The following is a 21,013-nucleotide window of genomic DNA, read 5'->3' on the forward strand; positions in this document are numbered from 1 at the left end:
ATCCGGCCGGCGGCGTTGTCAGCCTTCCCGGTAGTAGTAGCTGTAGCCGTTGAGGGCCGGCGCGCCGCCAAGATGGGCATAGAGCACCTTCGATCCCTGGGGGAAGAAGCCCTTGCGCGTCAGGTCGATCAGGCCTTGCATGGATTTGCCTTCATAGACAGGATCGGTGATCATCGCCTCGGTGCGCGCGGCAAGCCGGATCGCCTCGTTGGTTTCCTCCGAGGGCACGCCATAGGCCGGATAGGCATAGTCGGGATTGATGACGATCTCGTCCTCGCGGATGGCGCGGCCGAGGCCCACCAGTTCGGCAGTGCCGTCGACGATCTGGCGCACCTGCGCGCGGGTCTGGTCACAGGTTCCGGAGGCGTCGATGCCGATCACCCGGTCGGCGCGGTCCTGCGCGGCGAAACCGACGATCATGCCGCCCTGGGTCGAGCCGGTGACGACGCAGACGACGATGTAGTCGAACTTGAAGCCCAACCCCTCTTCCTGCTGCGCCACTTCCTCGGCGAAGCCGACATAGCCGAGCGCGCCGAATTTATGCACCGAGGCGCCGGCCGGGATGGGATAGGGCTTGCCGCCCGCATCCTTGACCGACTGGATGGCGTCTTCCCAGCTCTTGCGGATGCCGATGTCGAAGCCGTCCTCGACGAGGCGGCTGTCCGCGCCCATCAGGCGCGTCATCAGTATGTTGCCGACACGGTCGTAGACCGCATCGTAATGCGGCACCCATTTTTCTTGGATGACCACGCATTTCATGCCGATCTTGACGGCGGTGGCCGCCACCATGCGGGTGTGGTTCGACTGTACGCCGCCGATCGACACCAGCGTGTCGGCACCCGAGGCGATGGCGTCGGGCACGATATATTCGAGCTTGCGCAGCTTGTTGCCGCCCATGGCGAGGCCCGAATTGCAGTCGTCGCGCTTGGCCCAGACCTCGACCTTGCCGCCGAGCGCCTCGCTCAGCCGGGGCAGATGCTCGATGGGTGTCGGGCCGAAGGTGAGCGGGTAGCGTTCGAATTTTTCAAGCAGGGACATTGACGGGCTCCGTTGCGAATTCGAGGCGCAAGGTAGGGCAATCTGGATGAAAGGTGCTCTCTAATTTTGACTGATCAGAACGCCATAAATCTGCTATGAGGCGATATATCCAATGATTTTCATTATTTCTGGTAGGATTATGGAAGATTCTTCCACAATTGTTTTGGACCGCACCGACATCAAGATATTGCGCGCCCTGCAAGCGGACGGACGACTGACCAATGCCGAGCTCGCCGCGCGCGTGAATGTCAGCCCCGCCACCTGCCACCGGCGCACGCAGCGCCTGTTCGAAGAAGGGCACATCACTGGCGTGCGGGCGGAAATCGCGCCGGCCTCCGTCGGCCTTGGCGCCGTGGTGATGGTTGGCGTGGTGCTCGACCGCTCGACGCCCGAAAGCTTCGCCGCCTTCGAGGCCGCGGTTCTGGAAATCAAGGATGTCCTCGACTGCAATCTGGTGGCCGGCGATTTCGACTATCTGCTGAAGATCAGGGTGCGCGACATGGCCGATTTCAACAAGCTGCACGGCCAGAAGCTGATCGCCCTTCCGGGCGTGCGCCAGACCCGCACCTTCTTCGTCATGAAGGAGGTGAAGGACAATGCACGCCTGCATTTCTGATGCGTGAAGGCAGGCGTGGCCGATTGCAGGGCTGAAGCGCCAGCGCCGTATATCGTGCGATCCGTTCCCGGTGGGAAACGGCCGGCACTCCTTGACCGGAGAAAGCAGCTTCAGCGGTGGCCGCGACGGCCAGACCATCCGTCATCGTCTCGAAAGCAGGCGGTGCGAGGTGTTTTGGAATCGCTGTGCGCATCCCTGTGCGAGCCGGCCCGGGCGCCGCCGCGGGGTCGCCCCCTTCCCGCGACGCGCACCATGTGGACTGCTCCCCTGCGGGCATAGCTGTCCTTTTGAAAGCCCTCTCCTGCTTCTACCCGAACTTCAATGCAGGGTGATGATGCCGTCGACCGCCTGCCATTCGGAAGGCTTGATCAGGTGGTGATGGGCGACCCGCACCGAATGCAGCGGGCCGTCCAGCTCCCGGGTCCAGTAGTCCAGGAAACCCCGCAATTCAGGGAAATGCGGCGCCAGATCGTATTCCTGCCAGATGTAGAGCTGAAGCAGGCTCGGGTGATCGGGCATGTGGTAGTGGATTTCGGCCGTGGTCAGGCCGTAGCCCTTCAACTGGAGTTCGAAATCCCTGCTGACCGTGGTGGCCATCGGCGCATCCTTCCCATGGTCCGGGCTGGTTCCCTCGGAACCGTGCCTGCCCCGGTCGCAAGGCGACGGTCGGAGCGGATGATGCGAACTTTTCCGGCGCGATCGAACTCCTTAACCTTTTTCCTTGCGCCACCCGATTCGCGCTCGGTCACCCACCCTTCTGGAATTGTCGCCGATTGCCCTGCAAATTCAAGCCGGCAATGCTTCACGATTTCAAAAAACTTCGTGATTCCATGGCACTAGCACCAACTCAGTGCGAGTGCCAGAAAGCGGATGCGTGCGGTCTCAATCGGCGATGCCGAGATGGTCCTTGGCCGCGGCGCTCATCATGTCCGGCTCCCACGGCGGCTCATAGGTGAGCTTCACGTCGACGAACTCGATGCCCTCCACCGCCCATGCCGCCTCACGCGCGCCGTCCTTGAGGTAATTGGTCGCCGGGCAGCCCCGGGTGGTCGTTGTCATGACGATGGTGGCGGTGGCGCCGTCCTCGACGACCACGTCATAGACGAGGCCGAGGTCGATGATGTTGAAGCCGAGTTCGGGGTCGATCACCAGCCTGAGCGCATCCTCGATCTTCGCAGCGAGTGTGCTGGGTTCCGTGTCTTCCTGCGGCGGCGGCTTGCGCAGAGGCTCGAGGACGACGGGCGCCCCCGACATGAAATGCTCCATGATGATTCCGAGCAGGGCCGGCTTGAGGTGCCGCCAGTCGCCGGCATTGCGGGTGATGGTGATGGAGTCCGCGTCGAAGGACAGGGCCGCCACGCCCCTGATCTCGAACAGTTTCGCAGCCAGTGGCGAGCGGCCGGCCTCCGCCCGGTCGCGAATTTCAAGTGTCCCGTGCGGCAGGACCTGCCGGCCGGGCAGAAATTTCAGGGTCGCGTCGTCGCCTGTCGTTTCGGTCTGGATGAACATGCTTGGCCTCGGTGGTTCTGCGGCTGCGTTCTAGGCCGCCGCATCATGGGCGCCACCATTGCGCACGAGTATCCGGTAGGTGGTGCCGTCAGGCTCGAAACCGCCGCGCCAGGCATGGCCGCGCTTGGTGAGTTCCGGCAGCAGGAAGATCGGTTCGCGGCACAGCAGCGCCGACAGCACTTCACCCTGCTCCATCGTTTCGAGGGCGGCCAGGATCAGCACCATCGGCTCGGGCGGCTCGCGGTCGCGGCTGTCCATGTGCCGGACCGGCTCCGGCCAGCCGTCGGCATCGCCTGCACCGGTTGTTTGGGGCAAGGGCCCGGGATGGGCGGCGGGCGCTTCGGAACGATGGAACAGCACCTCCCAGTCGCCCTCCCCGATCTCGCGCGCCTCATAACTGAAGCCCCGGTTGCCGAGAAGCTGGAACAGGGGCACCGGCTTGAAGGGGGCCAGCAGCCGCAAGCCCTCGTGCGGCGCCAATGCCTCGACGGCCTGGATGATTTCGGACAAGGGTTCCCCGCCGTCGCGCAGGATCGGGCGGACGTCGAGGTCAACGAAGATATCGGTCATCGGAAAGGCTCCTGTCATCAGCCTGTGGCGGCAAGGGAAATGAGAAGATGGGGACGATGCGCGCCTTCGGGCAACCGGTTGCCGGCGGCCACGTCCGACAGCAGGCGCGTGCGCACTAGCTGGGCCGCGATGGCGACGGTCGCGACCAGCATGGCGCCTGCCGCCAGTCGGAACAAGAGGGGCTGCGCAATGGCAAGCGCCACGCTGCCGCTCCAGACGGCGGCATAGTAGAGGAGGAACCATTTGTGGGCGCGGGCTTCGACCACAAGGTCCTGCACACGCGGAGTCGGCTGCTTGCCGAGCACCGGCCCGTAGCATTCCAGCCAGGTCAGGAAGGCGACGATCTTGTAGAGCTTGGCGAGGCCGAGCCCGCCAAGCCAGCCGAAGGCCAGAAGGAAGACGAGCGTGCCGATCTGGTCGAAGAAGAGGCCGAGGGCGAGCAGTACGGCGCCCAATACCGCCGCCGTCGCAAGCGAAAGCAGGGCCAGTGCCGCCATCTGGCTGTTCAGCTCGATGATGCGGCGCTTGCGGGCGCGATAGAGGTAGACGATGTCCGCGCCGTAGAGCGCGAGAGAGACGGCGCCCAGGACGGCGCTCGCCAGAAGTGCCGGGAAGACCGAAATGTCGAGGAGGATTAGCACAAGCCCCCCGACGATGGCGACGGCAAGGGCGCCTGCCCCCAGCCAGAGCGCCGTGCGCGGCCGCGGCCCGTCAAGCTCCGGGGCGAGCATGAACATGGCCAGCAACCGATAGCCGACACCCATCGCCACGAAGGTCAGCCAGCCTCCCAGCCCGGCGATGACATGGAGGGGAAGGCCGGAGGCGGCGACGGCGGCAAGCGCCGACGATGGCAACAGGGCGGCGAAGGCGAAACTGAAGATGGCGCCGAGCGTGACGGTCGCCGCAAGACATGCAAGCCCGACGGCGACGAAGCGCGCCGGCAGCGGCAGCGGGCGCGCCGCCCACAGGGTGCGGCCGAGATTGTAGAGGACGATCGCAAAGCCGGCCGCCAGCGCTGTCGCCGCATAGGGCAGCAGCGACGGCGTCGGCGCGATGGTGCCGGCAAGCTGGAGGAAGCCGCAAAGCAGCAGGCCAAGGCCGGCCACCAGCAGAACCAGCGCGGGCAGCGGCAGCGTGTCGCTGTGAAGATTGCGTGCCACCAGAACGGGCACGAACTGGAACAGCGCGCCGCACAGCAGCAGGCTGAGCCAGCCGATGGCGATCAGGTGGACGAGCACCAGCGTCTGCGGCGCGCGTAGCGGCGCGGCGGGAAAGCCGTATCCGGCGAGCATGAGCGCTTCGCCGAGGACCAGCGCGGCGAGCGCGGCGGCAAAGTAGGACATCGTCCAGCGTGAAAGACTGACACCGGTCATGACCATGGCCTCGGCGGCGTGACGCCGGCGGAGACCGGCGCCACGGGTGAATGGGTTCAGGCGGCCTTGGCGAATTTGGCGATCTCGACGCGCCAGACCTGCGGCCCCTGCTCGACATAGGTCCACGAGAACTCTCCCGGATATTCGGCCTCGAGCTGGTAGCGCAGCGGCTTCGGATCATGGTCGTTGACGAGGAGGAAGGAGGCGCCGGGCTGCAGCGAGTCGACAAGTGCGAAAATCCTCGCATGCCGCTCGGCCGGGACGAGAACGCGAACGTCGATGACGTCAGGTGTGCTGGGTGAATCACTCATGGGAAGCCTCTTTGGAAAATCTCTCTGGTTGAGGAAGGACGATCCTTGCGGATGCGCATTCAATCTTCGCCTCAAAAGATATATTGTCAATATATCTTTTACGGGCTACCGTAGCCGGCATGAAGCTGGGTGCCGGGCATGGTTCTTTCCGCCCCGGCCCGCCAGCCGCCGGAAGGCGAGACCTTGAAGGAGACGATGCCATGGACAGGCCTCGACCCCGCGAAACGGTCATGGATATGGCGGGCGTGATGACCAGACGCCTCATGTGCCTGTGCGGCATGCGGGCGACGGGTGTCGTGCCACCGTCCGTGGTCCTGGTACCGCTGCCGGACGACAATGCGGAACGGCGCCTGGATTGGCATCTGCGGCTCGAACGGCTCCATGCGGCGGCCAATGCCGGGCCATGGGCAGGGCCATGCGCCGACTGCGGCGCGCTGATCGTCGCCATGGAGGCGATGGAGCGCGACAGGCATGCATAGGCAAAGGAGAAAGCGATGACGCAGTTCGCCGAAGACCGGTTGTATATGGCATTGAATGGGTTCACGCAGGCAATCGGGCCGGACGACGCTCCTACGCGCCTGCGCCACGAAGCCCTGATCGCCGCCGAGTTCGACCGCTGCCACCCGGGCGATTCCTTCGAGGACCTGAAGCGGCGAGCCCGCTTCTCCAAGGAGGACCAGGGTTTGCTCTGGGACTGGATGGCGCGCGCCGCGCGCATCGAGGCGTCTGCCCGGGATCGGAAGCCGGACGAACCGGTTGCGCTTGCCGCCTGAAGGTCGGCCACAGCTCCCTTCGCGGCTCTGGCCTGCATGATGGGGCATTCGCACCGTGCGGGCCTGGCTTCGCCGGCTGGTGATAAGATGCTTTCCCAATCCATCTTATGGTGCCAGATGTGACCGATTGTTGCTAACATGGGCGGCCTGCCGACGGCGCCGCGCTGGATGGGGTTACATGCGACTGACGATGTTCACCGACTACGCCCTGCGGGTGCTGATGTATGCGGGCATGGCCGGCGACCGGCTGATCACCATCGAGGAGACTGCGAAAGTCTATGGGATTTCGAGGGCTCATCTGATGAAGGTGGTCAACATATTGACGAAAGGCGGCTATCTGCAAGGCGTTCGCGGCCGGTCGGGCGGCTTCAGGCTCGCCATGCCGCCGGAACAGATCAATCTCGGCGCCGTTGTGCGGGCGACAGAGCCGGACTTCGCCCTGGTGGAGTGCTTCGCCACGGGCAACCAGTGCATCATCAGCAGGTGTTGCCGCCTTCCCAATGTCCTCAACGAAGCGCTGAACTCCTTCGTGGCGACCCTCGACCGCTATACTGTCGCGGACCTGATGTTCTCCCAGAACGCCTTCAACAGGTCGCAGGCCTCCGAAACGGTGATGCGCGGGCCTGATTTCCTTGCTGCGGATGCCCGGTCCTGATTCCACGCGCGCTATGCGGCGGGCAGGCCGTCCTGCTTCATGCCGTCGCTCGCGAAGGCGCTGAATATCTTGACCAGCGCCGGAATTTCGGCCCCCGCAAGCGAATAGTAGACCACCCGGCCATCCTTTCTGGTCTTGACCAGATTGCCCAGCCGCAAGCGGGCCAGATGCCAGGAAACCACCGATTGCGGCAGTTCTACCGCCTTCACCAGTTCGGACACCGACTTCTCGCCATGGGTGAGGATGGTCAGGATGAGGAAGCGGCCCTCATGGGCGGCCGCCTTGAGGATTTCGCTGACCTCTCGTGCCCAATTGGTCGAAGCATCGGCAGGATCCGCGCCGAAATAGGGGTTGCGGTGCCGAGAGGAGGCGGACCGACCGGCAGAGGGGTGAAGATCGAGTTCCATCGGCTTCTCCGGATTGCGATGAAACGCACCATAGGCGTTTTGCCGACGCTTCTATTTGGCCTGGATCAAACAGAAGCGATATCGATGCATGGCTGCACCTCCGGCCGAACCGCGGCTGTTGGATCAGGCTGATGGAAGCCCCGCCATGCGGGTGTCGCGGCGGATTTCCGGCAGAGCCGTCTCGGCGACCGCGGCGAGGCACCAGTCCGCAACCCGCGCGGCATCGGGCGGCAATTGCTGCGCCATTCCGTCTGTGAATTCGAGGAACGCCGGCAGGTTCAGCCCGTTGACGCCCACAAGCACGGGAAGCCCGCGTTCGAGGGCATGTGCCATGCAGCCGGCCAGACCCTTGCCTTCCGCTTCCTGCTTGCCGAATTTGTTGACCACCAGCAGTTCGGCCTTCGCCAGCGCGCCGGCAACCCACAGCGTCGATTGCTCCAGCGCCCCGGCATCCAGCCGGCAGCCGCGCGCTTCCGCCCCGCGGTCGACACTGATGCGCACCACCGGGCCGTCGGGCAGCAGGCGCAGATCCATGTCGCAACGGGGGCGGTCGTGCCGCTCGATATTGGTCTGCACGGTTCCGGCCAGGGCCATGCCACGGGCTTCCAGCCGTTCGACGACCTCGGCCAACAGCAGGTCGATGCGGCCCTTCCCCTGTACGGTCACGTAGCCCAGTTTCATCACGGCTCTATCCTTCGTGGAAGGGCAGGAATTCCAGCATGTCGCCACGTTGGATGCGGTCTGTTTCCGACGGGATCAGCAGCAGGCCGTCGGCTTGCGCAAGCAGCGCCACCCGATGCGAAACCTCCGAGGTGGCAATCTCCACCGCCCGCGTGCCATGTCCGTCATAGCTGCCGAGGCGGGCCGGCAGGAACTCGCAGCGCCCCGGCGACCGCACCCGGTCGAAGCCGGCCCGCACGATGATGCGCCGCGGCGCGCCGTCCGTCAGCCCCGCCAGGGCTTCGGCGATGCGGGCTCCGATCACGTGCCAGGTCACGAAGGCCGAAACCGGGTTGCCCGGCAGGCCGAGATAGAGCGCGGCGCCGATCCGCCCGATGATCAGCGGCTTGCCGGGCTTCATCGCCACCTTCATCACGTGGATGACGCCGCCCGCAGCGCGCAGGACCGCCGGCATATGGTCTTCGTCGCCGACGGAAATGCCGCCGGTGGTCACCACCAGATCGGCTTTGCGGGACGCTTGTTCCAGTGCCTCCCGCAGCCGGTCGGGCTGGTCGGGGATGGCACCCATGTCGATCGCCTCCACCCAGGGCAGATCGAGGGAACCCTGGAGGTGGTAGCGGTTGGAATTCCAGATCTGCCCCGGGGCCAGCGGCGTGCCGGGCGCGCACAGTTCGGAGCCGGTGCTGAAGAAGGCGACGCGGATGCGGCGGCGCACGGCGACTTCGCCGCAGCCCGCGGAAGCCAGCAGCGCCGCCGCGCGCGGGCCGATGCAGCGCCCGGCCGGCACGATCTCGGTGCCGGCGGCAAGGTCCTCGCCGGCGTGCCTGATGCTTTCGCCCGGCGCGGGGCGCCTGTCCAGCCGGATCATGTTGCCCTCCGGCCGTGTCGCTTCCTGCATGACCACGGCATCGCAGCCGGGCGGGACGGGCGCGCCGGTGAAGATGCGCAAGGCGGTGCCTGCCGGAAGCGGCTCGCTGCCGGCATCGCCGGCCGCCACGCGCCCCGACACCGGCAGGCGCCACGGCCCCGTGCCGACGAGGTCGGCAAGGCGGATGGCGTAGCCGTCCATGGCGGAATTGTCGAACAGCGGCAGTGGGCTTTGAGCCCGTACCGCTTCGGCAAGCACCCGCCCATGGGCTTGGTCGAGCGGCAGGCGCTCCACCCCGGCCACCGGCTCGGCCAGCGCCAGCCCCTGGCGCAGGGCGACATCGACGGAAACCAGCTTCCCCGGTTCCGGTTCGGTTTCGCAGCCGCAATAGAAAGGATCGGGCAAGGCAGATGAAGAAGTCATGCTGATAATCTCGCTTCCTTGGCAAGGTGGTCTGCAAGGTCGATGCCTGTGACCTCGGCCTGTGCCGCCAGTTCCTCGACATAGGCGCGGCTGGCGCGCACCCAGTCCGCCTTTTCCTGTGCCTGGCGCAGATGCGGCAGCACAGTGGTGAAAGGCAGGACCTCGCCACGCACGCGCGCGTCCAGCCGGATCAGGTGGAAGCCGTAGCGGCTTTCCACCGGTGTGCCGGAAATGCTTGCTTCGTCCATGCTGCAAAGTGCCGCTTCGAATTCGGGCACCGTATCGCCCGAGGCAAGCTGGCCCAGCATGCCGCCATTGGCGCGCGAGGGGCAGGCGCTGTGCTCGGCGGCGAGCGCGGCGAAGCGGCGCGGATCGCGATGCAGTTCGGCCAGTACCGTTTCGGCGCGCGACCTCGCGGCGGCGCGGCCCTCCGCGTCATCGGGCGCGGCGGGAAAAAGGATATGCGCGGCCTCGAACAGCGAGGGCCCCCGGAACCGGTCCGGCGCGTCGTCGTAGATCGCCCGCAATTCGTCCTCGTCGATTACTGCCGGAGGAATGGCGCTTTCCAGAAGCTGGCGGATCAGCGCCTCTTCCTCCGTCTCCCATTGGCCTTCGGCCAGTTCGACCGGCGCCGGCGCGATCTGGCGCGCCCTCGCCTCCTGCAACAGCACCTCGCGCAGCACCAGCGCCCGCGCCGCCGCCTTCCAGGCCCAGGCCGGCTTGCCCTTCGGCGCCGGATGGTTCTGCGCCTCGGCCGCGATCGCCTCGGGGGCGATCACGATGCCGTTGACGGTGACCGGCACCGGGGCGTTGGTGCGATCGAGGACCCTCATTCGCCCGGCTCCATGCCCGGCCGCGGCAGCGGCGTCAGCCCGGTGCCCGCCGGCCTGGCCCCGCGCCGCGAGCGCACGATCTGGTAGCCCGGCCGCCACAGATAGCGGATCGGCGCGGAGAACATGTGGACGAGCCGGGTGAAGGGGAACAGCAGGAAGATGGTCAGGCCGAGCACGATGTGCGCCTTGAACAGAGGATTGACATCGACGATGTAGTCCGCCGCGCCGGCGCGCAGATAGATGATGCTCTGTGCCCAGTTCATGAACTTCACCATTTCCTCCCCGTCGAGATGGCCGAGCGAGACGATGATGGTTGCGAGCCCCAGCAGCAACTGCATCATCAGCAATATCATGATGCCGGTGTCGGCAAGGGTGGAGTTGGCGCGGATGCGCGGATCGAACAGCCGCCGGTGCAGCAGCAGAAGGCCGCCCACCAGGGCCATGATCCCCGCCACGCCGCCGGCGGCGACGGCCAGAAGCTGCTTGGCGCCATGGCCGACGCCCAGGAAATCGAAGATCTGGATCGGCGTCAGCAATCCGACCAGATGGCCGGCGAAGATCATCAGCACGCCGACATGGAACAGCACCGAGCCGGCGATGAACTGCCGCTTGCGCAGGATCTGGCTCGACTTCGATTTCCAGGTGAAGGGGTCACGCTCGTAGCGGGCGATGCTGGCCATCACCATCACCGTGATGGCGATATAGGGATAGATACCGAAGAGGAAGTTGTGCATCTGCGCCTCCTGTTCACTGCATGCCGGGCGCGGGTGGCGGGTCCATCCGGGCAAGGATGTCGCGGCTGACCGGGCAGCCCGCATTCGGATCGGGCCCGAAGGTGACCTGCGTCTCCTCCCAGACCGCGTCGAGGGCGGCCAGATCCTCGGGATTGTCGTCCTGCTGGGACAACAGCGCCTGCGCTTCTTCCGTTTCCGGATTAGCGGAGGCGAAGGCGACCAGCCCTTCCAGCACTGCCGCATAGGCGGTCCCGCGCCGTGCCAGACGCTCAGCCAGCGCGACGAGGATGTGGCCGGCGTCGGCCAGCATTTCGCGCGCTTCCGCAATCGGCCGGGTGGACAGGAACTCCAGAAGCACGGGCAGATGGTCGGGCAGTTCGGGCCCGGCGAGGTCGAAGCCGCCGGCGCGATAGGTTTCAAGCAGGTCGACCATCGCCCCGCCCCGGTCGCGGCTTTCGCCGTGGATGTGCTCGAACAGGTTAAGCGACAGGGTGCGCGAGCGGTCGAACAGGAGCACGTAGCGTTCCTGAAGGTCGTAGATGTCCTGTGTCTCCAGCGAGGCGAGCAGCGGCTCCAGCGCCGTGACGGCGGCTTCCGGCAGCACGCCCTCGTCGAGCACCGTTCTGATCGCCGGGACCGCCTGCTGAAGATCGCGGCTCGGATAGCTGAGCAGGGCCGACAGGGCCTTGAACGTCTTCATGCGATGAACTCCTGCGGGCTGCGGAACTTCTTGCCGCCGAACAGCGACTGGGGCGAATGCCCGCTCGAGCAGCCGTTGCCGTCGGTGAAGCCGCAGCCACCCTTGAGGTCATAGGCGTCCTCGACCAGTTCGCGATGGGTGGTCGGGATGACGAAACGGTCCTCGTAATTGGCGATGGCCAGAAGCTGGTACATCTCGTCAATCTGCTGCGGCACCAGGCCGACGCGCTTGGCTACGCCCAGATTGACAACGCCGTCCACCGTTTTCGAGCGCATATAGGCGCGCATGGCCAGCATGCGTTCCAGCGCCGAGACGACCGGCGCCTCGTCGCCGGCGGTGAGCATGTTGGCGAGATAGCGCACGGGAATACGCAGCGAGCGCACGTCGGGCATGTTGTCCTGCGCGGCGATCCGGCCGGCTTCGGCCGCATTCTGGATCGGAGACAGCGGCGGAACGTACCAGACCATCGGCAAGGTGCGGTATTCGGGATGCAGCGGAAAGGCGATCTTCCATTCCATCGCCATCTTCCAGATCGGCGATTTCTGCGCGCCCCTGATCCAGTCCTCGGGAACGCCCTCGGCACGGGCGGCGGCGATCACCTGGGGGTCGTTCGGGTCGAGGAAGACGCCGAGCTGGGCGTCGTAGAGATCCTCCTCGTTCTCGACGCTCGCCGCCTCGGCGATGCGGTCGGCGTCGTAGAGCATCACGCCGAGATAGCGGATGCGCCCGACGCAGGTTTCCGAGCAGACCGTCGGCTGGCCGCTCTCCAGGCGCGGATAGCACAGCGTGCACTTCTCGGATTTGCCCGTCGACCAGTTGTAGTAGATTTTCTTGTAGGGGCAGCCCGAGACGCACATGCGCCAGCCCCGGCATTTTTCCTGGTCGATCAGCACGACCCCGTCGTCCTCGCGCTTGTAGATCGCGCCCGACGGGCAGGAGGCGACACAGGCCGGATTGAGACAGTGCTCGCACAGCCTCGGCAGGTACATCATGAAGGTGTTCTCGTACTGGCCGTAGATCTCCTTCTGGATGCCCTCGAAATTGTAGTCCCTGGAGCGCTTTTCGAACTCGCCGCCGAGGATTTCCTCCCAGTTCGGGCCCCATTCGATCTTTTCCATGCGCTCGCCCGAAATCTTCGAGCGGGGGCGCGCGGTCGGGAACGCCTGCATTTCCGGCGCGGATTTCAGGTGGTCGTAGTCGAAGTCGAAGGGCTCGTAGAAATCGTCGATCTCGGGCAGGTCCGGATTGGCGAAGATGTTCGCCAATATGCGCCATTTGCTGCCCTGCCTGGGCTGCAGCGCGCCCGAACGGGTGCGGGTCCAGCCGCCGTTCCAGCGCTTCTGGTTCTCCCAGTCCTTGGGATAACCGATGCCGGGCTTGGTCTCGACATTGTTGAACCAAGCGTATTCCACCCCCTCGCGGCTCGTCCACACGTTCTTGCAGGTGACGGAGCAGGTGTGGCACCCGATGCATTTATCGAGGTTCAGCACCATTCCGATCTGGGCACGTACCTTCATTCCGCTGCCTCCGTGGTCTGGGTTGCGGGCCGGTCGAGCCAGTCGACCTTCGACATTTTGCGCACGATCACGAACTCGTCGCGGTTGGAGCCGACCGTGCCGTAGTAGTTGAAGCCGTAGGCGAGCTGGGCATAGCCGCCGATCATGTGGGTGGGCTTGAGCACGATGCGGGTGACGGAGTTGTGGATGCCGCCGCGCTTGCCGGTGATCTGGCTGCCGGGCGTGTTCACGATCTTCTCCTGGGCGTGATACATGAACATCGAGCCCTCCTTCATCCGCTGGCTGACCACGGCGCGGGCCGTGATGACGCCATTGGTGTTGAAGACCTCCACCCAGTCATTGTCGACAAGGCCCGCCTTCCTGGCGTCGACCTCCGAAATCCACACCACCGGCCCGCCCCGGTTGAGGGTCAGCATCAAAAGGTTGTCGGTGTAGGTGGAATGGATGCCCCACTTCTGGTGCGGGGTGAGGAAGTTCAGCACCACATGCGGCTCGCCTTCCGCCAGCGCGCGCGTCGCCGCCGCGCCCACGGTCTTCAGGTCCACCGGCGGGCGCCATGTGACGAAGCCCTCACCGAAGGCGCGCATCCATTCATGGTCCTGATAGAGCTGCTGGCGCCCGGTGACGGTGCGCCACGGGATCAGTTCGTTGACGTTGGTCCAGCCGGCATTGTAGCAGACCTCCTCGCTCTCGATCCCCGACCAGGTGGGCGAGGAGATGATCTTGCGCGGCTGGGCGGCGATGTCGCGGAAGCGGATCTTCTCGTCTTCCTTTACCTCGGCCAGATGCCGATGGTCGCGGCCGGTGGCCTTGGCCAGCGCATCCCAGGCCTTCACCGCCACCTCGCCATTGGTTTCGGGCGCCAACATCAGCACCACCTCGGCCGCATCTATGGCGGTCTCGATGCGGGCCATGCCACGCGTGGGACCCTCCTCGGTCACCGTGCCGTTGAGGGCCTTCAGGTGGTGCACCTCGTCCCTGGTGTCCCAGGAGATGCCTTTGCCGCCATTGCCGATCTTCTCCATCAGCGGTCCGAGCGCCGTGAAGCGCTTGTAGAGGTTGGGATAATCGCGCTCGATGGCGATGTAGGCGGGCGCTGTCTGGCCGGGGATCAGGTCACATTCGCCGCGCTTCCAGTCGCGCACCACGCCCTGCGCGATCTCGCCGGGGCTGTCATGCTGGAGCGGCAGTTGCACCACATCCGTTTCGACGCCGAGGATTTCCGGAGCCACCTCCGAGAATTTCCTGGCGATGGACTTGAAGATCTCCCAGTCCGTCTTCGACTCATAGGCCGGGTCCACCGCCGCCTGCAGCGGGTGGATGAACGGATGCATGTCCGACGTGTTCATGTCGTCCTTCTCGTACCAGCTCGCCGTCGGCAGGACGATGTCGGCATAGACGGCGGTGGTGGACATGCGGAAGTCGATGGTGACCAGAAGGTCGAGCTTTCCTTCCGGAGCCTGCTCATGCCAGACGGCCTCGACGGGCCGCAGGTCGCCCTCCCACCCCAAATCCTTGCCCTGCACGCCGTGGTCGGTGCCGAGCAGGTGCTTGAGGAAATATTCATGGCCCTTGCCGGAGGAACCGAGCAGGTTGGAACGCCACACGAACAGGTTGCGCGGCCAGTTCTCGGGCGCGTCCGGGTCCTCGCAGGACATCTGCAATTCGCCCGACTTCAGGCGCTCGGCCACATAGTCCTTCGCCTCGACACCGGCCGCCTTCGCCGCGCGGCCGACCTCCAGCGGATTGGTCTTCAACTGGGGCGCGGAAGGCAGCCAGCCCATGCGTTCGGCGCGGATGTTGAAGTCGATGAGGCTGAGCTGGTTCCAGTCGCCCGCCGGCGCGGTGGGCGACAGGATCTCCTGCGTGCGTACGGTTTCATACCGCCACTGATCGGTATGGGCGTAGAAGGCGCTGGTGGAGTTCATGTGGCGCGGCGGTCGCGCCCAGTCGAGGGCAAAGGCCAGCGCCGTCCAGCCGGTCTGCGGCCTCAGCTTCTCCTGCCCGACATAATGCGCCCAGCCGCCGCCCGACTGGCCGACGCAACCGCACATCACCAGCATGTTGATGACGGCGCGATAGTTCATGTCCATGTGGAACCAGTGGTTCATCGCCGCGCCGATGATGACCATGGAACGTCCGTTGGTCCTTTCGGCGTTGTCGGCGAATTCCCGTGCCACCTGGACGATCTTGTCGCGGCGAACCCCGGTGATGCGCTCGGCCCAGGCCGGCGTGAACGGCACGTCGGCATCGTAGTCGGCGGCGACATGGGCGCCGCCGAGGCCCCGGTCGAGGCTGTAGTTGGCGCACAGGAGGTCGAACACCGTGGCGACCAGCACCTCCTCGCCGCCGGCCAGCTTGAGCCGCTTCACCGGCACGTTGCGGGTCAGCACCTCGCCGCGGTCGTCGACGGCGAAGCCGTTGGTCGCTGCGCCGCCGAAATAAGGGAAGTCGACGCCGGCCACCTCGTCGTGATCCGCCGCGGCGATCAGGCTGAGCTTGAGCCGGATGTCGTCCTTGCCGGCCTTCTCCTCGAGGTTCCACTTGCCGGTCTCGCCCCAGCGGAAGCCGATCGAGCCGTTGGGCACCACGACCTTGCCGGAAATCTCGTCGAGCCCGACCGCCTTCCAGTCGGGATTGTTCTTCTCGCCCAGCGAACGGGCGAAATCGGCCGCCCGCAACTGCCGGCCGGGCACCAGCCGGCCGCCCTGCCGGTCGAGGCGCACCAGCATCGGCATGTCGGAATATTTGCGGCAGTAGTCCTCGAAATAGGGCACCTCCCGGTCGAGGTGGAACTCGCGCAGGATGACGTGGCCGAAGGCCATGCCCAGCGCCGCATCGGTGCCCTGCTTGGCGTTCAGCCAGATGTCGGCGAACTTGGCGGCCTCGGAATAGTCCGGGCAGATGACGGCGCTCTTGGTGCCCTTGTAGCGCACCTCGGTGTAGAAATGGGCGTCGGGCGTGCGCGTCTGCGGCACGTTCGAGCCCCACAGAAGCAGATATCCCGCATTGTACCAGTCGGCGGATTCGGGCACGTCGGTCTGCTCGCCCCACGTCTGGGGGCTGGCCGGCGGCAGGTCGCAATACCAGTCGTAGAACGACATGCAGGTGCCGCCGAGCAGCGACAGATAGCGGGTGCCGGCCGCATAGGAAACCATCGACATGGCCGGGATCGGAGAGAAGCCGAACACCCGGTCGGGACCGTATTTGCGCGTCGTGTAGGCATTGGCGGCGGCGACGATCTCGGTCGCCTCGTCCCAGTTCGCCCGCACGAAGCCGCCCTTGCCGCGGATGCGGGTGTAGCTTTCGCGCGCCGCCGGGTCGTTCTGGATCGCCGTCCATGCCTCGACCGGGCTCATGGTCCTGCGCTTTTCGCGCCACAGGCGCATCAGCCGGCCCCGGATCAGCGGTGTCTTCACCCGGTTGGCGCTGTAGAGATACCAGCTATAGGAAGCGCCGCGCGCGCAACCGCGCGGCTCGTGGTTCGGCAGGTCCGGCCGCGTACGCGGATAGTCGGTCTGCTGCGTTTCCCAAGTCACGATTCCCGACTTGACGTAGATCTTCCAGGAGCAGGAACCGGTGCAGTTCACGCCGTGGGTGGAGCGCACGATCTTGTCGTGCTGCCAGCGCCGGCGATAGGCGTCCTCCCAGTCGCGGCTCTCGATCGTCGTCTGGCCATGGCCGTTGGCAAAGGTGTCCTTGCGCAGCGATGTCAGGAAATTCAGGCGATCCAGAAGATGGCTCATGGCTGTCTCCTCAATTATTCGGCAGGAATGGCGGCGGCCGGTGCCCGGCCACGCTCGACGTCGTGCAGGAGTCCGCCACGGCGGGTGTAGACCACCCAGGTGACGGCGAGGCACACGACGTAGAAGGCAAGGAAAGCCCAAAGTGCCGCCAGCGGCGATCCGGTCATGCCGATCGAGGTGCCGTAGGCCTTGGGGATGAAGAAGCCGCCATAGCCGCCGATGGCGCTGGTGAAGGCGATGATGGCAGCGGCCTCGCGCTCCGACTGGCGGCGCTGCTCGGTCGCGTCCCGGTCGGGCGCCAGCCGGCCGACTTCCTTGCGCATGATTACCGGGATCATCTGGAAGGTCGAGGCATTGCCGACGCCGGTGAAGAAGAAGAGCGCTATGAAGAAGGCGAAGAAGCCGGCGAAGGAGCCGATCTGCAACGCCCAGATCACGCCCAGCACGGATGCGATCATACCGGCGAAGACCCAGAAGGTGACGCGCGCGCCGCCGACCTTGTCGGACAGCCAGCCGGTGCCGGCACGGCTCAGCGCGCCGACCAGCGGGCCGAGGAACACGTATTTCAGCGCGTCGACCTCGGGGAAAGCAAGCTTGGACAGCAGCGGGAAGCCGGCCGAATAGCCGATGAAGGAGCCGAAGGTGCCGACGTAAAGCAGGCACATCACCCAGTTGTGGGTGCGGGTGAAGATCACCGCCTGTTCGCGGAAGCTCGCCCGGGCGTCGGCGATGTCGTTCATGCCGAGCCAGGCGGCCGCCGTCGACGCGAGAATGAAGGGCACCCAGATGAAGCCGGCATTCTGCATCCAGATGCGGCCGCCGTCGGACAGTTCCTGCGCCGGCCCGCCGAGCGCGCCGAAGACACCGGCGGTGATGGCCAGCGGTACCAGGAACTGCATGACCGAAACGCCCAGATTGCCGAGCCCGGCGTTCAGCGCCATGGCGTTGCCCTTCTCGGCACGCGGGAAGAAGAAGCTGATATTGGCCATGGAGGAGGCGAAGTTGCCGCCGCCGAAGCCGCACAACAGCGCCAGCACCGCGAAGATCAGATAGGGCGTGTCAGGGTTCTGCACCGCATAGCCGATGCCGAGGGCCGGCGCCAGCAGCGAGGCGGTCGATAGCGTGGTCCACAGCCGGCCGCCGAAGATCGGCACCATGAAGCTGTAGAAGATGCGCAGCGTGGCTCCCGACAGCGCCGGCAGCGCCGCCAGCCAGAAGAGCTGGTCCTGGGTGAAGGCGAAGCCGATCGATGGAAGCTGGGCGACGACCACCGACCACACCATCCACACCGCGAAGGCCAGCAGCAGGGCGGGGATCGAGATCCACAGGTTGCGCTTTGCGATGCGCTGCCCCTTCTGCGCCCAGAATTTCGGGTCCTCGGGCCGCCAGTCCTCGATCAGATGCGGCATGACGGTGCGTTCGGGGTCGTGAACTTCCGCCAGCTCGGGGAAATTGGGCAGCCGGTCGAGGGCCACGCCCTGCGCCTGCCGCTCCATGGCCCGGATCGACAGATGCATCCATGCCATCGAGACGAGCACGATGAGGAACAGGAGCAGGAAGGCCGACGTCCAGATGCCGGTCACGTCGAGCAGCACGCCGAACACGATGGGCAGGATGAAGCCGCCCAGGCCGCCGATCATGCCGACCAGGCCGCCGACCGATCCGACATGGTTCGGGTAGTAGATCGGGATGTGCCGGAACACGGCCGCCTTGCCGAGGCTCATGAAGAAGCCGAGTGCGAAGGTGGTGGCGACGAAGGGCCACAGGTCCATCTCGGTGGAGAAGGCGATGGGCCCGTCCTTGCCGCGGATCACGTAGTCGGTCGGCGGATAGGACAGCATGAACAGGAACAGCAGCGAGAAGCCGAAGGTCCAGTACATGACAGAGCGGGCGCCGAAACGGTCGGACAGCACGCCGCCATAGGCACGGAAGACGCTGGCCGAGAGGCTGAAGGCGGCCGCCGCCATGCCGGCGGTGCGCACGTCCACGTTATAGACCTGCACCAGATAGTGCGGCAGCCACAGCGCCAGCGCCACGAAGCCGCCGAAAACGAAGAAATAGTAGAGCGAGAAGCGCCAGACCTGGAGGTTCTTCAGGGGCGCGAACTGCTCGGCAAGGCTGGGTGCGGCAACGCCCTTGGCCCGCCGTGCGGCGAAATCCGGATCGTCCCTGGCCACGAGGTAGAAGATGACGCCCATGATGGCGATGCCCGCCGCCCATATTTCCGCCACTCCCTGCCAGCCCCAGGCGATCAGCACGAACGGGGCGAGGAACTTGGTGACCGCCGCGCCGACATTGCCCATGCCGAACACGCCGAGCGCGGTGCCCTGCCGGGCCTGCGGATACCATTTCGAGACATAGGCGACGCCGATGATGAAGGAGCCGCCGGCAAGGCCGACGCCCAGTGCCGCCAGCAGGAATGTGGCGTAGCTGTCGGCCCAGGTCAGGGCGAAGGTGGCCGCACCGGTCAGGATCATCTGAGCCGAGAACACCAGCCGCCCGCCATAGCGCTCGGTCCATACGCCGAGGATGAGCCGGGTCAGCGAGCCGGTCAGCACCGGCGTGGCGATCAGCAGACCGTATTCGAATTCGGAAAGTCCGAGCTCATCCTTGATGGACAGGCCGATGATGGAAAAGATCGTCCAGACGGCAAAGCACAGGGTGAAGGATATTGTGCTCAGCCACAAGGCGCGTTGCTGGTCTGCACGGCTAGGCATCTGTTGGCCGGTCATGGGCTCGACTCCGGGTCTGGCTCCGGTGGCTGGATGTGTTAGCTCACATCTCAACAAACATGGTCGATGCCGATGGTCTTTGATGCAGATCAACTACAATTGCTGACGCCGAGGTAATTGATCTTCTTCGAAGCAGGTCAGCTAAGCTTTGATAATCATATGAAGTTCCATTGATGGATATGGATATCGGAATTGAATTTTTACGGTTACTCGCTTGATAAATATCAATAAGGCCACAGGAGGTGCTCATCATGCGCGATGACGAGAAGCCGAATCTCCGGCGCCTGCCGCTGTTCCGCGAAATGATGACGCCGACCTTCGACAGTCTGATGCAGATCGCCTACTCGCAGAGCTTTCCGGCGCAGCTCGAACTGATCAGGCAGGGCGAATATGCGGATTTCCTGCATGTCATCATCGAAGGGTCCGTCGAACTGCACGCCAGCTGGAACGGGCGCGACACCGTGATGGGGATCGTGCACCCGGTCTCGACCTTCATCCTGGCGGCCTGCGTGTATGACGAGCCCTATCTGATGTCGGCACGGACGCTGGAGCGGTCGCAGATCGTCCTGATCCCCGTCGCGGATGTGCGGGTGGCGTTGCGGCGCGACAGCGATTTCGCCATGGCCGCGATGCGCGAACTGGCCGGCGGTTACCGCGCTTTCGTGCGCCAGGCCAAGAACCTGAAGCTGCGCAATTCGCTGGAGCGGCTCGCCGCCTACATCCTGCACCAGTCATGCCGGTCCGGCGATGCCGCCACCATCGTGTTGCCGGTGGAGAAGCGGCATCTCGCCTCCCATCTGGGCATGACGCCCGAAAACCTGTCGCGGTCGATGAAGGCCCTGCAAGGCCATGGTGTGGTGGTTCAGGGCATGCGCGTGACGATAACCGACCGGGCACGGCTGGCCGCGATTGCGGTGCCGGATCCGCTGATGGACGGACCGGTCATCAAGGCGCCGACCGTCCTGCCGAGGCGGCGGGAGATGCCATCCCTCGCAAGGAAGCGCGGCTAGGAGCGATCGATTGGAAGTCCCTGGAACCGCCCTACCGTTTCGTCAAGCTGCACCCATTTGTGTTTCGACTGTTCGAACACGGACATGGCGGGCGGCGCAAAGGCCGGGTCGGCAAACGAACCTACCCCTACCCCGATCCACGACGGGGAGGCCTCCGCCCGCCAATAGACGGTGGAACCGCAAGTCGGGCAAAAATGCATGTGGACCTTGCGGCCGCTATCGGCGGTGCGGACGAATTCCGTCGACGCTCCGGTTATTTCGACACAGTCGATCGCGTAGAAGGCATTGGCGCTGAACGGCGCGCCGGTTCTTCGCTGGCAAGCGAAACAGTGGCATAGCGCGGTCAATTGCGGGGGTTCGCCAAACGTCAGTCTAAGAGCGCCGCAGGCGCATTGGGCATCGGCCATAGAAACTCCTTCCGCTTGCGCGGTGTGAACATGCTGGATTGAGGGCTGAAGCACAGGCCGGAACCGCATCCGTTGCGGCAGGCGAAGCGAAGGGCGGGACCTGATGCGAT

At 65.2% G+C, this 21,013-nt stretch carries 21 protein-coding genes; 5 read left to right on the forward strand and 16 right to left on the reverse strand.

Features of this window, described 5'->3' with window-relative positions; translation table 11 throughout:
* Positions 1-18 precede the first annotated feature (18 nt).
* Positions 19-1,038: a 1-aminocyclopropane-1-carboxylate deaminase gene (locus tag ACVCNR_RS23370; protein WP_447076725.1), complete on the reverse strand. Its 1,020-nt coding sequence runs from the start codon at positions 1,036-1,038 to the stop codon at positions 19-21.
* A 139-nt stretch (positions 1,039-1,177) separates the two neighbouring features.
* Between ACVCNR_RS23370 and ACVCNR_RS23375 the strand changes: the two genes are divergently transcribed.
* Positions 1,178-1,654: an Lrp/AsnC family transcriptional regulator gene (locus ACVCNR_RS23375; RefSeq protein ID WP_447076726.1), complete on the forward strand. Its 477-nt coding sequence runs from the start codon at positions 1,178-1,180 to the stop codon at positions 1,652-1,654.
* Positions 1,655-1,972: 318 nt separating this feature from the next.
* Here the strand turns inward: ACVCNR_RS23375 and ACVCNR_RS23380 are convergent, their stop codons facing one another.
* The 5 genes from ACVCNR_RS23380 to ACVCNR_RS23400 form a co-directional block, all read right to left on the reverse strand.
* Complete coding sequence (locus ACVCNR_RS23380; RefSeq protein WP_447076727.1) at positions 1,973-2,251, reverse strand: usg protein; 279 nt, start codon at positions 2,249-2,251, stop codon at positions 1,973-1,975.
* A 285-nt stretch (positions 2,252-2,536) separates the two neighbouring features.
* On the reverse strand, positions 2,537-3,163 hold the full coding sequence (locus ACVCNR_RS23385) for a NifU N-terminal domain-containing protein (protein WP_447076728.1): 627 nt from the start codon (positions 3,161-3,163) through the stop codon (positions 2,537-2,539).
* A gap of 30 nt (positions 3,164-3,193) precedes the next feature.
* Positions 3,194-3,733 (reverse strand): DUF2249 domain-containing protein, encoded by a 540-nt coding sequence (locus tag ACVCNR_RS23390; RefSeq protein WP_447076730.1) that lies wholly within the window; start codon positions 3,731-3,733, stop codon positions 3,194-3,196.
* 17 nt (positions 3,734-3,750) lie between these two features.
* Positions 3,751-5,106 carry a hypothetical protein gene (locus tag ACVCNR_RS23395; protein WP_447076732.1) on the reverse strand — a complete coding sequence of 452 codons (1,356 nt, stop codon included), beginning with the start codon at positions 5,104-5,106 and terminating at the stop codon, positions 3,751-3,753.
* Positions 5,107-5,162: 56 nt separating this feature from the next.
* Positions 5,163-5,417 carry a DUF2249 domain-containing protein gene (locus ACVCNR_RS23400; protein WP_447076734.1) on the reverse strand — a complete coding sequence of 85 codons (255 nt, stop codon included), beginning with the start codon at positions 5,415-5,417 and terminating at the stop codon, positions 5,163-5,165.
* A gap of 200 nt (positions 5,418-5,617) precedes the next feature.
* Here ACVCNR_RS23400 and ACVCNR_RS23405 point away from each other — a divergent pair, with 200 nt between their 5' ends.
* The 3 genes from ACVCNR_RS23405 (at position 5,618) to ACVCNR_RS23415 (ending at position 6,845) form a co-directional block, all read left to right on the forward strand.
* The gene (locus ACVCNR_RS23405) at positions 5,618-5,896 is read left to right on the forward strand and encodes a hypothetical protein (protein ID WP_354196192.1); all 279 of its coding nucleotides are present in this window, start codon (positions 5,618-5,620) and stop codon (positions 5,894-5,896) included.
* A 15-nt stretch (positions 5,897-5,911) separates the two neighbouring features.
* Positions 5,912-6,190, forward strand: a complete 279-nt coding sequence (locus ACVCNR_RS23410; protein ID WP_354196194.1) for a hypothetical protein — start codon at positions 5,912-5,914, stop codon at positions 6,188-6,190.
* 178 nt (positions 6,191-6,368) lie between these two features.
* Complete coding sequence (locus ACVCNR_RS23415) at positions 6,369-6,845, forward strand: RrF2 family transcriptional regulator (RefSeq protein ID WP_447076735.1); 477 nt, start codon at positions 6,369-6,371, stop codon at positions 6,843-6,845.
* Positions 6,846-6,856: 11 nt separating this feature from the next.
* On the opposite strand, the gene ACVCNR_RS23420 is transcribed toward ACVCNR_RS23415, so the two are convergent.
* The 9 genes from ACVCNR_RS23420 to ACVCNR_RS23460 all read right to left on the reverse strand — a co-directional run bounded on the left by ACVCNR_RS23420 (position 6,857) and on the right by ACVCNR_RS23460 (position 19,486).
* Positions 6,857-7,252, reverse strand: a complete 396-nt coding sequence (locus ACVCNR_RS23420; RefSeq protein WP_447076736.1) for an ArsR/SmtB family transcription factor — start codon at positions 7,250-7,252, stop codon at positions 6,857-6,859.
* Positions 7,253-7,375: 123 nt separating this feature from the next.
* Positions 7,376-7,933, reverse strand: coding sequence for a DUF2478 domain-containing protein (locus ACVCNR_RS23425; RefSeq protein ID WP_447076737.1), 558 nt, complete (start codon positions 7,931-7,933; stop codon positions 7,376-7,378).
* Between the two features lie 7 nt (positions 7,934-7,940).
* Positions 7,941-9,224: a molybdopterin molybdotransferase MoeA gene (locus ACVCNR_RS23430; protein WP_447076739.1), complete on the reverse strand. Its 1,284-nt coding sequence runs from the start codon at positions 9,222-9,224 to the stop codon at positions 7,941-7,943.
* On the reverse strand, positions 9,221-10,057 hold the full coding sequence (locus ACVCNR_RS23435; protein WP_447076741.1) for a peptidylprolyl isomerase: 837 nt from the start codon (positions 10,055-10,057) through the stop codon (positions 9,221-9,223). The genes ACVCNR_RS23430 and ACVCNR_RS23435 overlap by 4 nt, the downstream gene beginning before the upstream one ends.
* Complete coding sequence (narI, locus tag ACVCNR_RS23440; protein WP_447076742.1) at positions 10,054-10,791, reverse strand: respiratory nitrate reductase subunit gamma; 738 nt, start codon at positions 10,789-10,791, stop codon at positions 10,054-10,056. The genes ACVCNR_RS23435 and narI overlap by 4 nt, the downstream gene beginning before the upstream one ends.
* A gap of 13 nt (positions 10,792-10,804) precedes the next feature.
* Positions 10,805-11,491, reverse strand: coding sequence for a nitrate reductase molybdenum cofactor assembly chaperone (gene narJ, locus ACVCNR_RS23445; protein WP_447076743.1), 687 nt, complete (start codon positions 11,489-11,491; stop codon positions 10,805-10,807).
* Positions 11,488-13,008 (reverse strand): nitrate reductase subunit beta, encoded by a 1,521-nt coding sequence (gene narH / locus ACVCNR_RS23450; protein WP_354196210.1) that lies wholly within the window; start codon positions 13,006-13,008, stop codon positions 11,488-11,490. The genes narJ and narH overlap by 4 nt, the downstream gene beginning before the upstream one ends.
* Positions 13,005-16,754: a nitrate reductase subunit alpha gene (locus ACVCNR_RS23455; protein ID WP_447076744.1), complete on the reverse strand. Its 3,750-nt coding sequence runs from the start codon at positions 16,752-16,754 to the stop codon at positions 13,005-13,007. Before ACVCNR_RS23455 ends, narH begins: the two co-directional genes overlap by 4 nt.
* Before the next feature lie 14 nt (positions 16,755-16,768).
* Positions 16,769-19,486, reverse strand: a complete 2,718-nt coding sequence (locus tag ACVCNR_RS23460) for a nitrate/nitrite transporter (RefSeq protein WP_447076745.1) — start codon at positions 19,484-19,486, stop codon at positions 16,769-16,771.
* Between the two features lie 251 nt (positions 19,487-19,737).
* Here ACVCNR_RS23460 and ACVCNR_RS23465 point away from each other — a divergent pair, with 251 nt between their 5' ends.
* Positions 19,738-20,496 (forward strand): helix-turn-helix domain-containing protein, encoded by a 759-nt coding sequence (locus ACVCNR_RS23465; protein ID WP_354196214.1) that lies wholly within the window; start codon positions 19,738-19,740, stop codon positions 20,494-20,496.
* Here ACVCNR_RS23465 and ACVCNR_RS23470 read toward each other — a convergent pair.
* On the reverse strand, positions 20,493-20,903 hold the full coding sequence (locus tag ACVCNR_RS23470; protein ID WP_354196216.1) for a GFA family protein: 411 nt from the start codon (positions 20,901-20,903) through the stop codon (positions 20,493-20,495). The two genes, ACVCNR_RS23465 and ACVCNR_RS23470, sit on opposite strands and share 4 nt — an antisense overlap.
* Positions 20,904-21,013: the final 110 nt, after the last annotated feature.

The sequence above is a fragment of the Aquamicrobium terrae genome, assembly GCF_052978165.1.

Excerpts from the sequence above, each read along its gene's own strand:
- ACVCNR_RS23370 (WP_447076725.1), bottom strand. The coding sequence starts at position 1,038 with ATGTCCCTGCTTGAAAAATTCGAACGCTACCCGCTCACCTTCGGCCCG.
- ACVCNR_RS23375 (WP_447076726.1), top strand. The coding sequence starts at position 1,178 with ATGGAAGATTCTTCCACAATTGTTTTGGACCGCACCGACATCAAGATA.
- ACVCNR_RS23380 (WP_447076727.1), bottom strand. The coding sequence starts at position 2,251 with ATGGCCACCACGGTCAGCAGGGATTTCGAACTCCAGTTGAAGGGCTAC.
- ACVCNR_RS23385 (WP_447076728.1), bottom strand. The coding sequence starts at position 3,163 with ATGTTCATCCAGACCGAAACGACAGGCGACGACGCGACCCTGAAATTT.
- ACVCNR_RS23390 (WP_447076730.1), bottom strand. The coding sequence starts at position 3,733 with ATGACCGATATCTTCGTTGACCTCGACGTCCGCCCGATCCTGCGCGAC.
- ACVCNR_RS23395 (WP_447076732.1), bottom strand. The coding sequence starts at position 5,106 with ATGACCGGTGTCAGTCTTTCACGCTGGACGATGTCCTACTTTGCCGCC.
- ACVCNR_RS23400 (WP_447076734.1), bottom strand. The coding sequence starts at position 5,417 with ATGAGTGATTCACCCAGCACACCTGACGTCATCGACGTTCGCGTTCTC.
- ACVCNR_RS23405 (WP_354196192.1), top strand. The coding sequence starts at position 5,618 with ATGGACAGGCCTCGACCCCGCGAAACGGTCATGGATATGGCGGGCGTG.
- ACVCNR_RS23410 (WP_354196194.1), top strand. The coding sequence starts at position 5,912 with ATGACGCAGTTCGCCGAAGACCGGTTGTATATGGCATTGAATGGGTTC.
- ACVCNR_RS23415 (WP_447076735.1), top strand. The coding sequence starts at position 6,369 with ATGCGACTGACGATGTTCACCGACTACGCCCTGCGGGTGCTGATGTAT.
- ACVCNR_RS23420 (WP_447076736.1), bottom strand. The coding sequence starts at position 7,252 with ATGGAACTCGATCTTCACCCCTCTGCCGGTCGGTCCGCCTCCTCTCGG.
- ACVCNR_RS23425 (WP_447076737.1), bottom strand. The coding sequence starts at position 7,933 with ATGAAACTGGGCTACGTGACCGTACAGGGGAAGGGCCGCATCGACCTG.
- ACVCNR_RS23430 (WP_447076739.1), bottom strand. The coding sequence starts at position 9,224 with ATGACTTCTTCATCTGCCTTGCCCGATCCTTTCTATTGCGGCTGCGAA.
- ACVCNR_RS23435 (WP_447076741.1), bottom strand. The coding sequence starts at position 10,057 with ATGAGGGTCCTCGATCGCACCAACGCCCCGGTGCCGGTCACCGTCAAC.
- narI (WP_447076742.1), bottom strand. The coding sequence starts at position 10,791 with ATGCACAACTTCCTCTTCGGTATCTATCCCTATATCGCCATCACGGTG.
- narJ (WP_447076743.1), bottom strand. The coding sequence starts at position 11,491 with ATGAAGACGTTCAAGGCCCTGTCGGCCCTGCTCAGCTATCCGAGCCGC.
- narH (WP_354196210.1), bottom strand. The coding sequence starts at position 13,008 with ATGAAGGTACGTGCCCAGATCGGAATGGTGCTGAACCTCGATAAATGC.
- ACVCNR_RS23455 (WP_447076744.1), bottom strand. The coding sequence starts at position 16,754 with ATGAGCCATCTTCTGGATCGCCTGAATTTCCTGACATCGCTGCGCAAG.
- ACVCNR_RS23460 (WP_447076745.1), bottom strand. The coding sequence starts at position 19,486 with ATGACCGGCCAACAGATGCCTAGCCGTGCAGACCAGCAACGCGCCTTG.
- ACVCNR_RS23465 (WP_354196214.1), top strand. The coding sequence starts at position 19,738 with ATGCGCGATGACGAGAAGCCGAATCTCCGGCGCCTGCCGCTGTTCCGC.
- ACVCNR_RS23470 (WP_354196216.1), bottom strand. The coding sequence starts at position 20,903 with ATGGCCGATGCCCAATGCGCCTGCGGCGCTCTTAGACTGACGTTTGGC.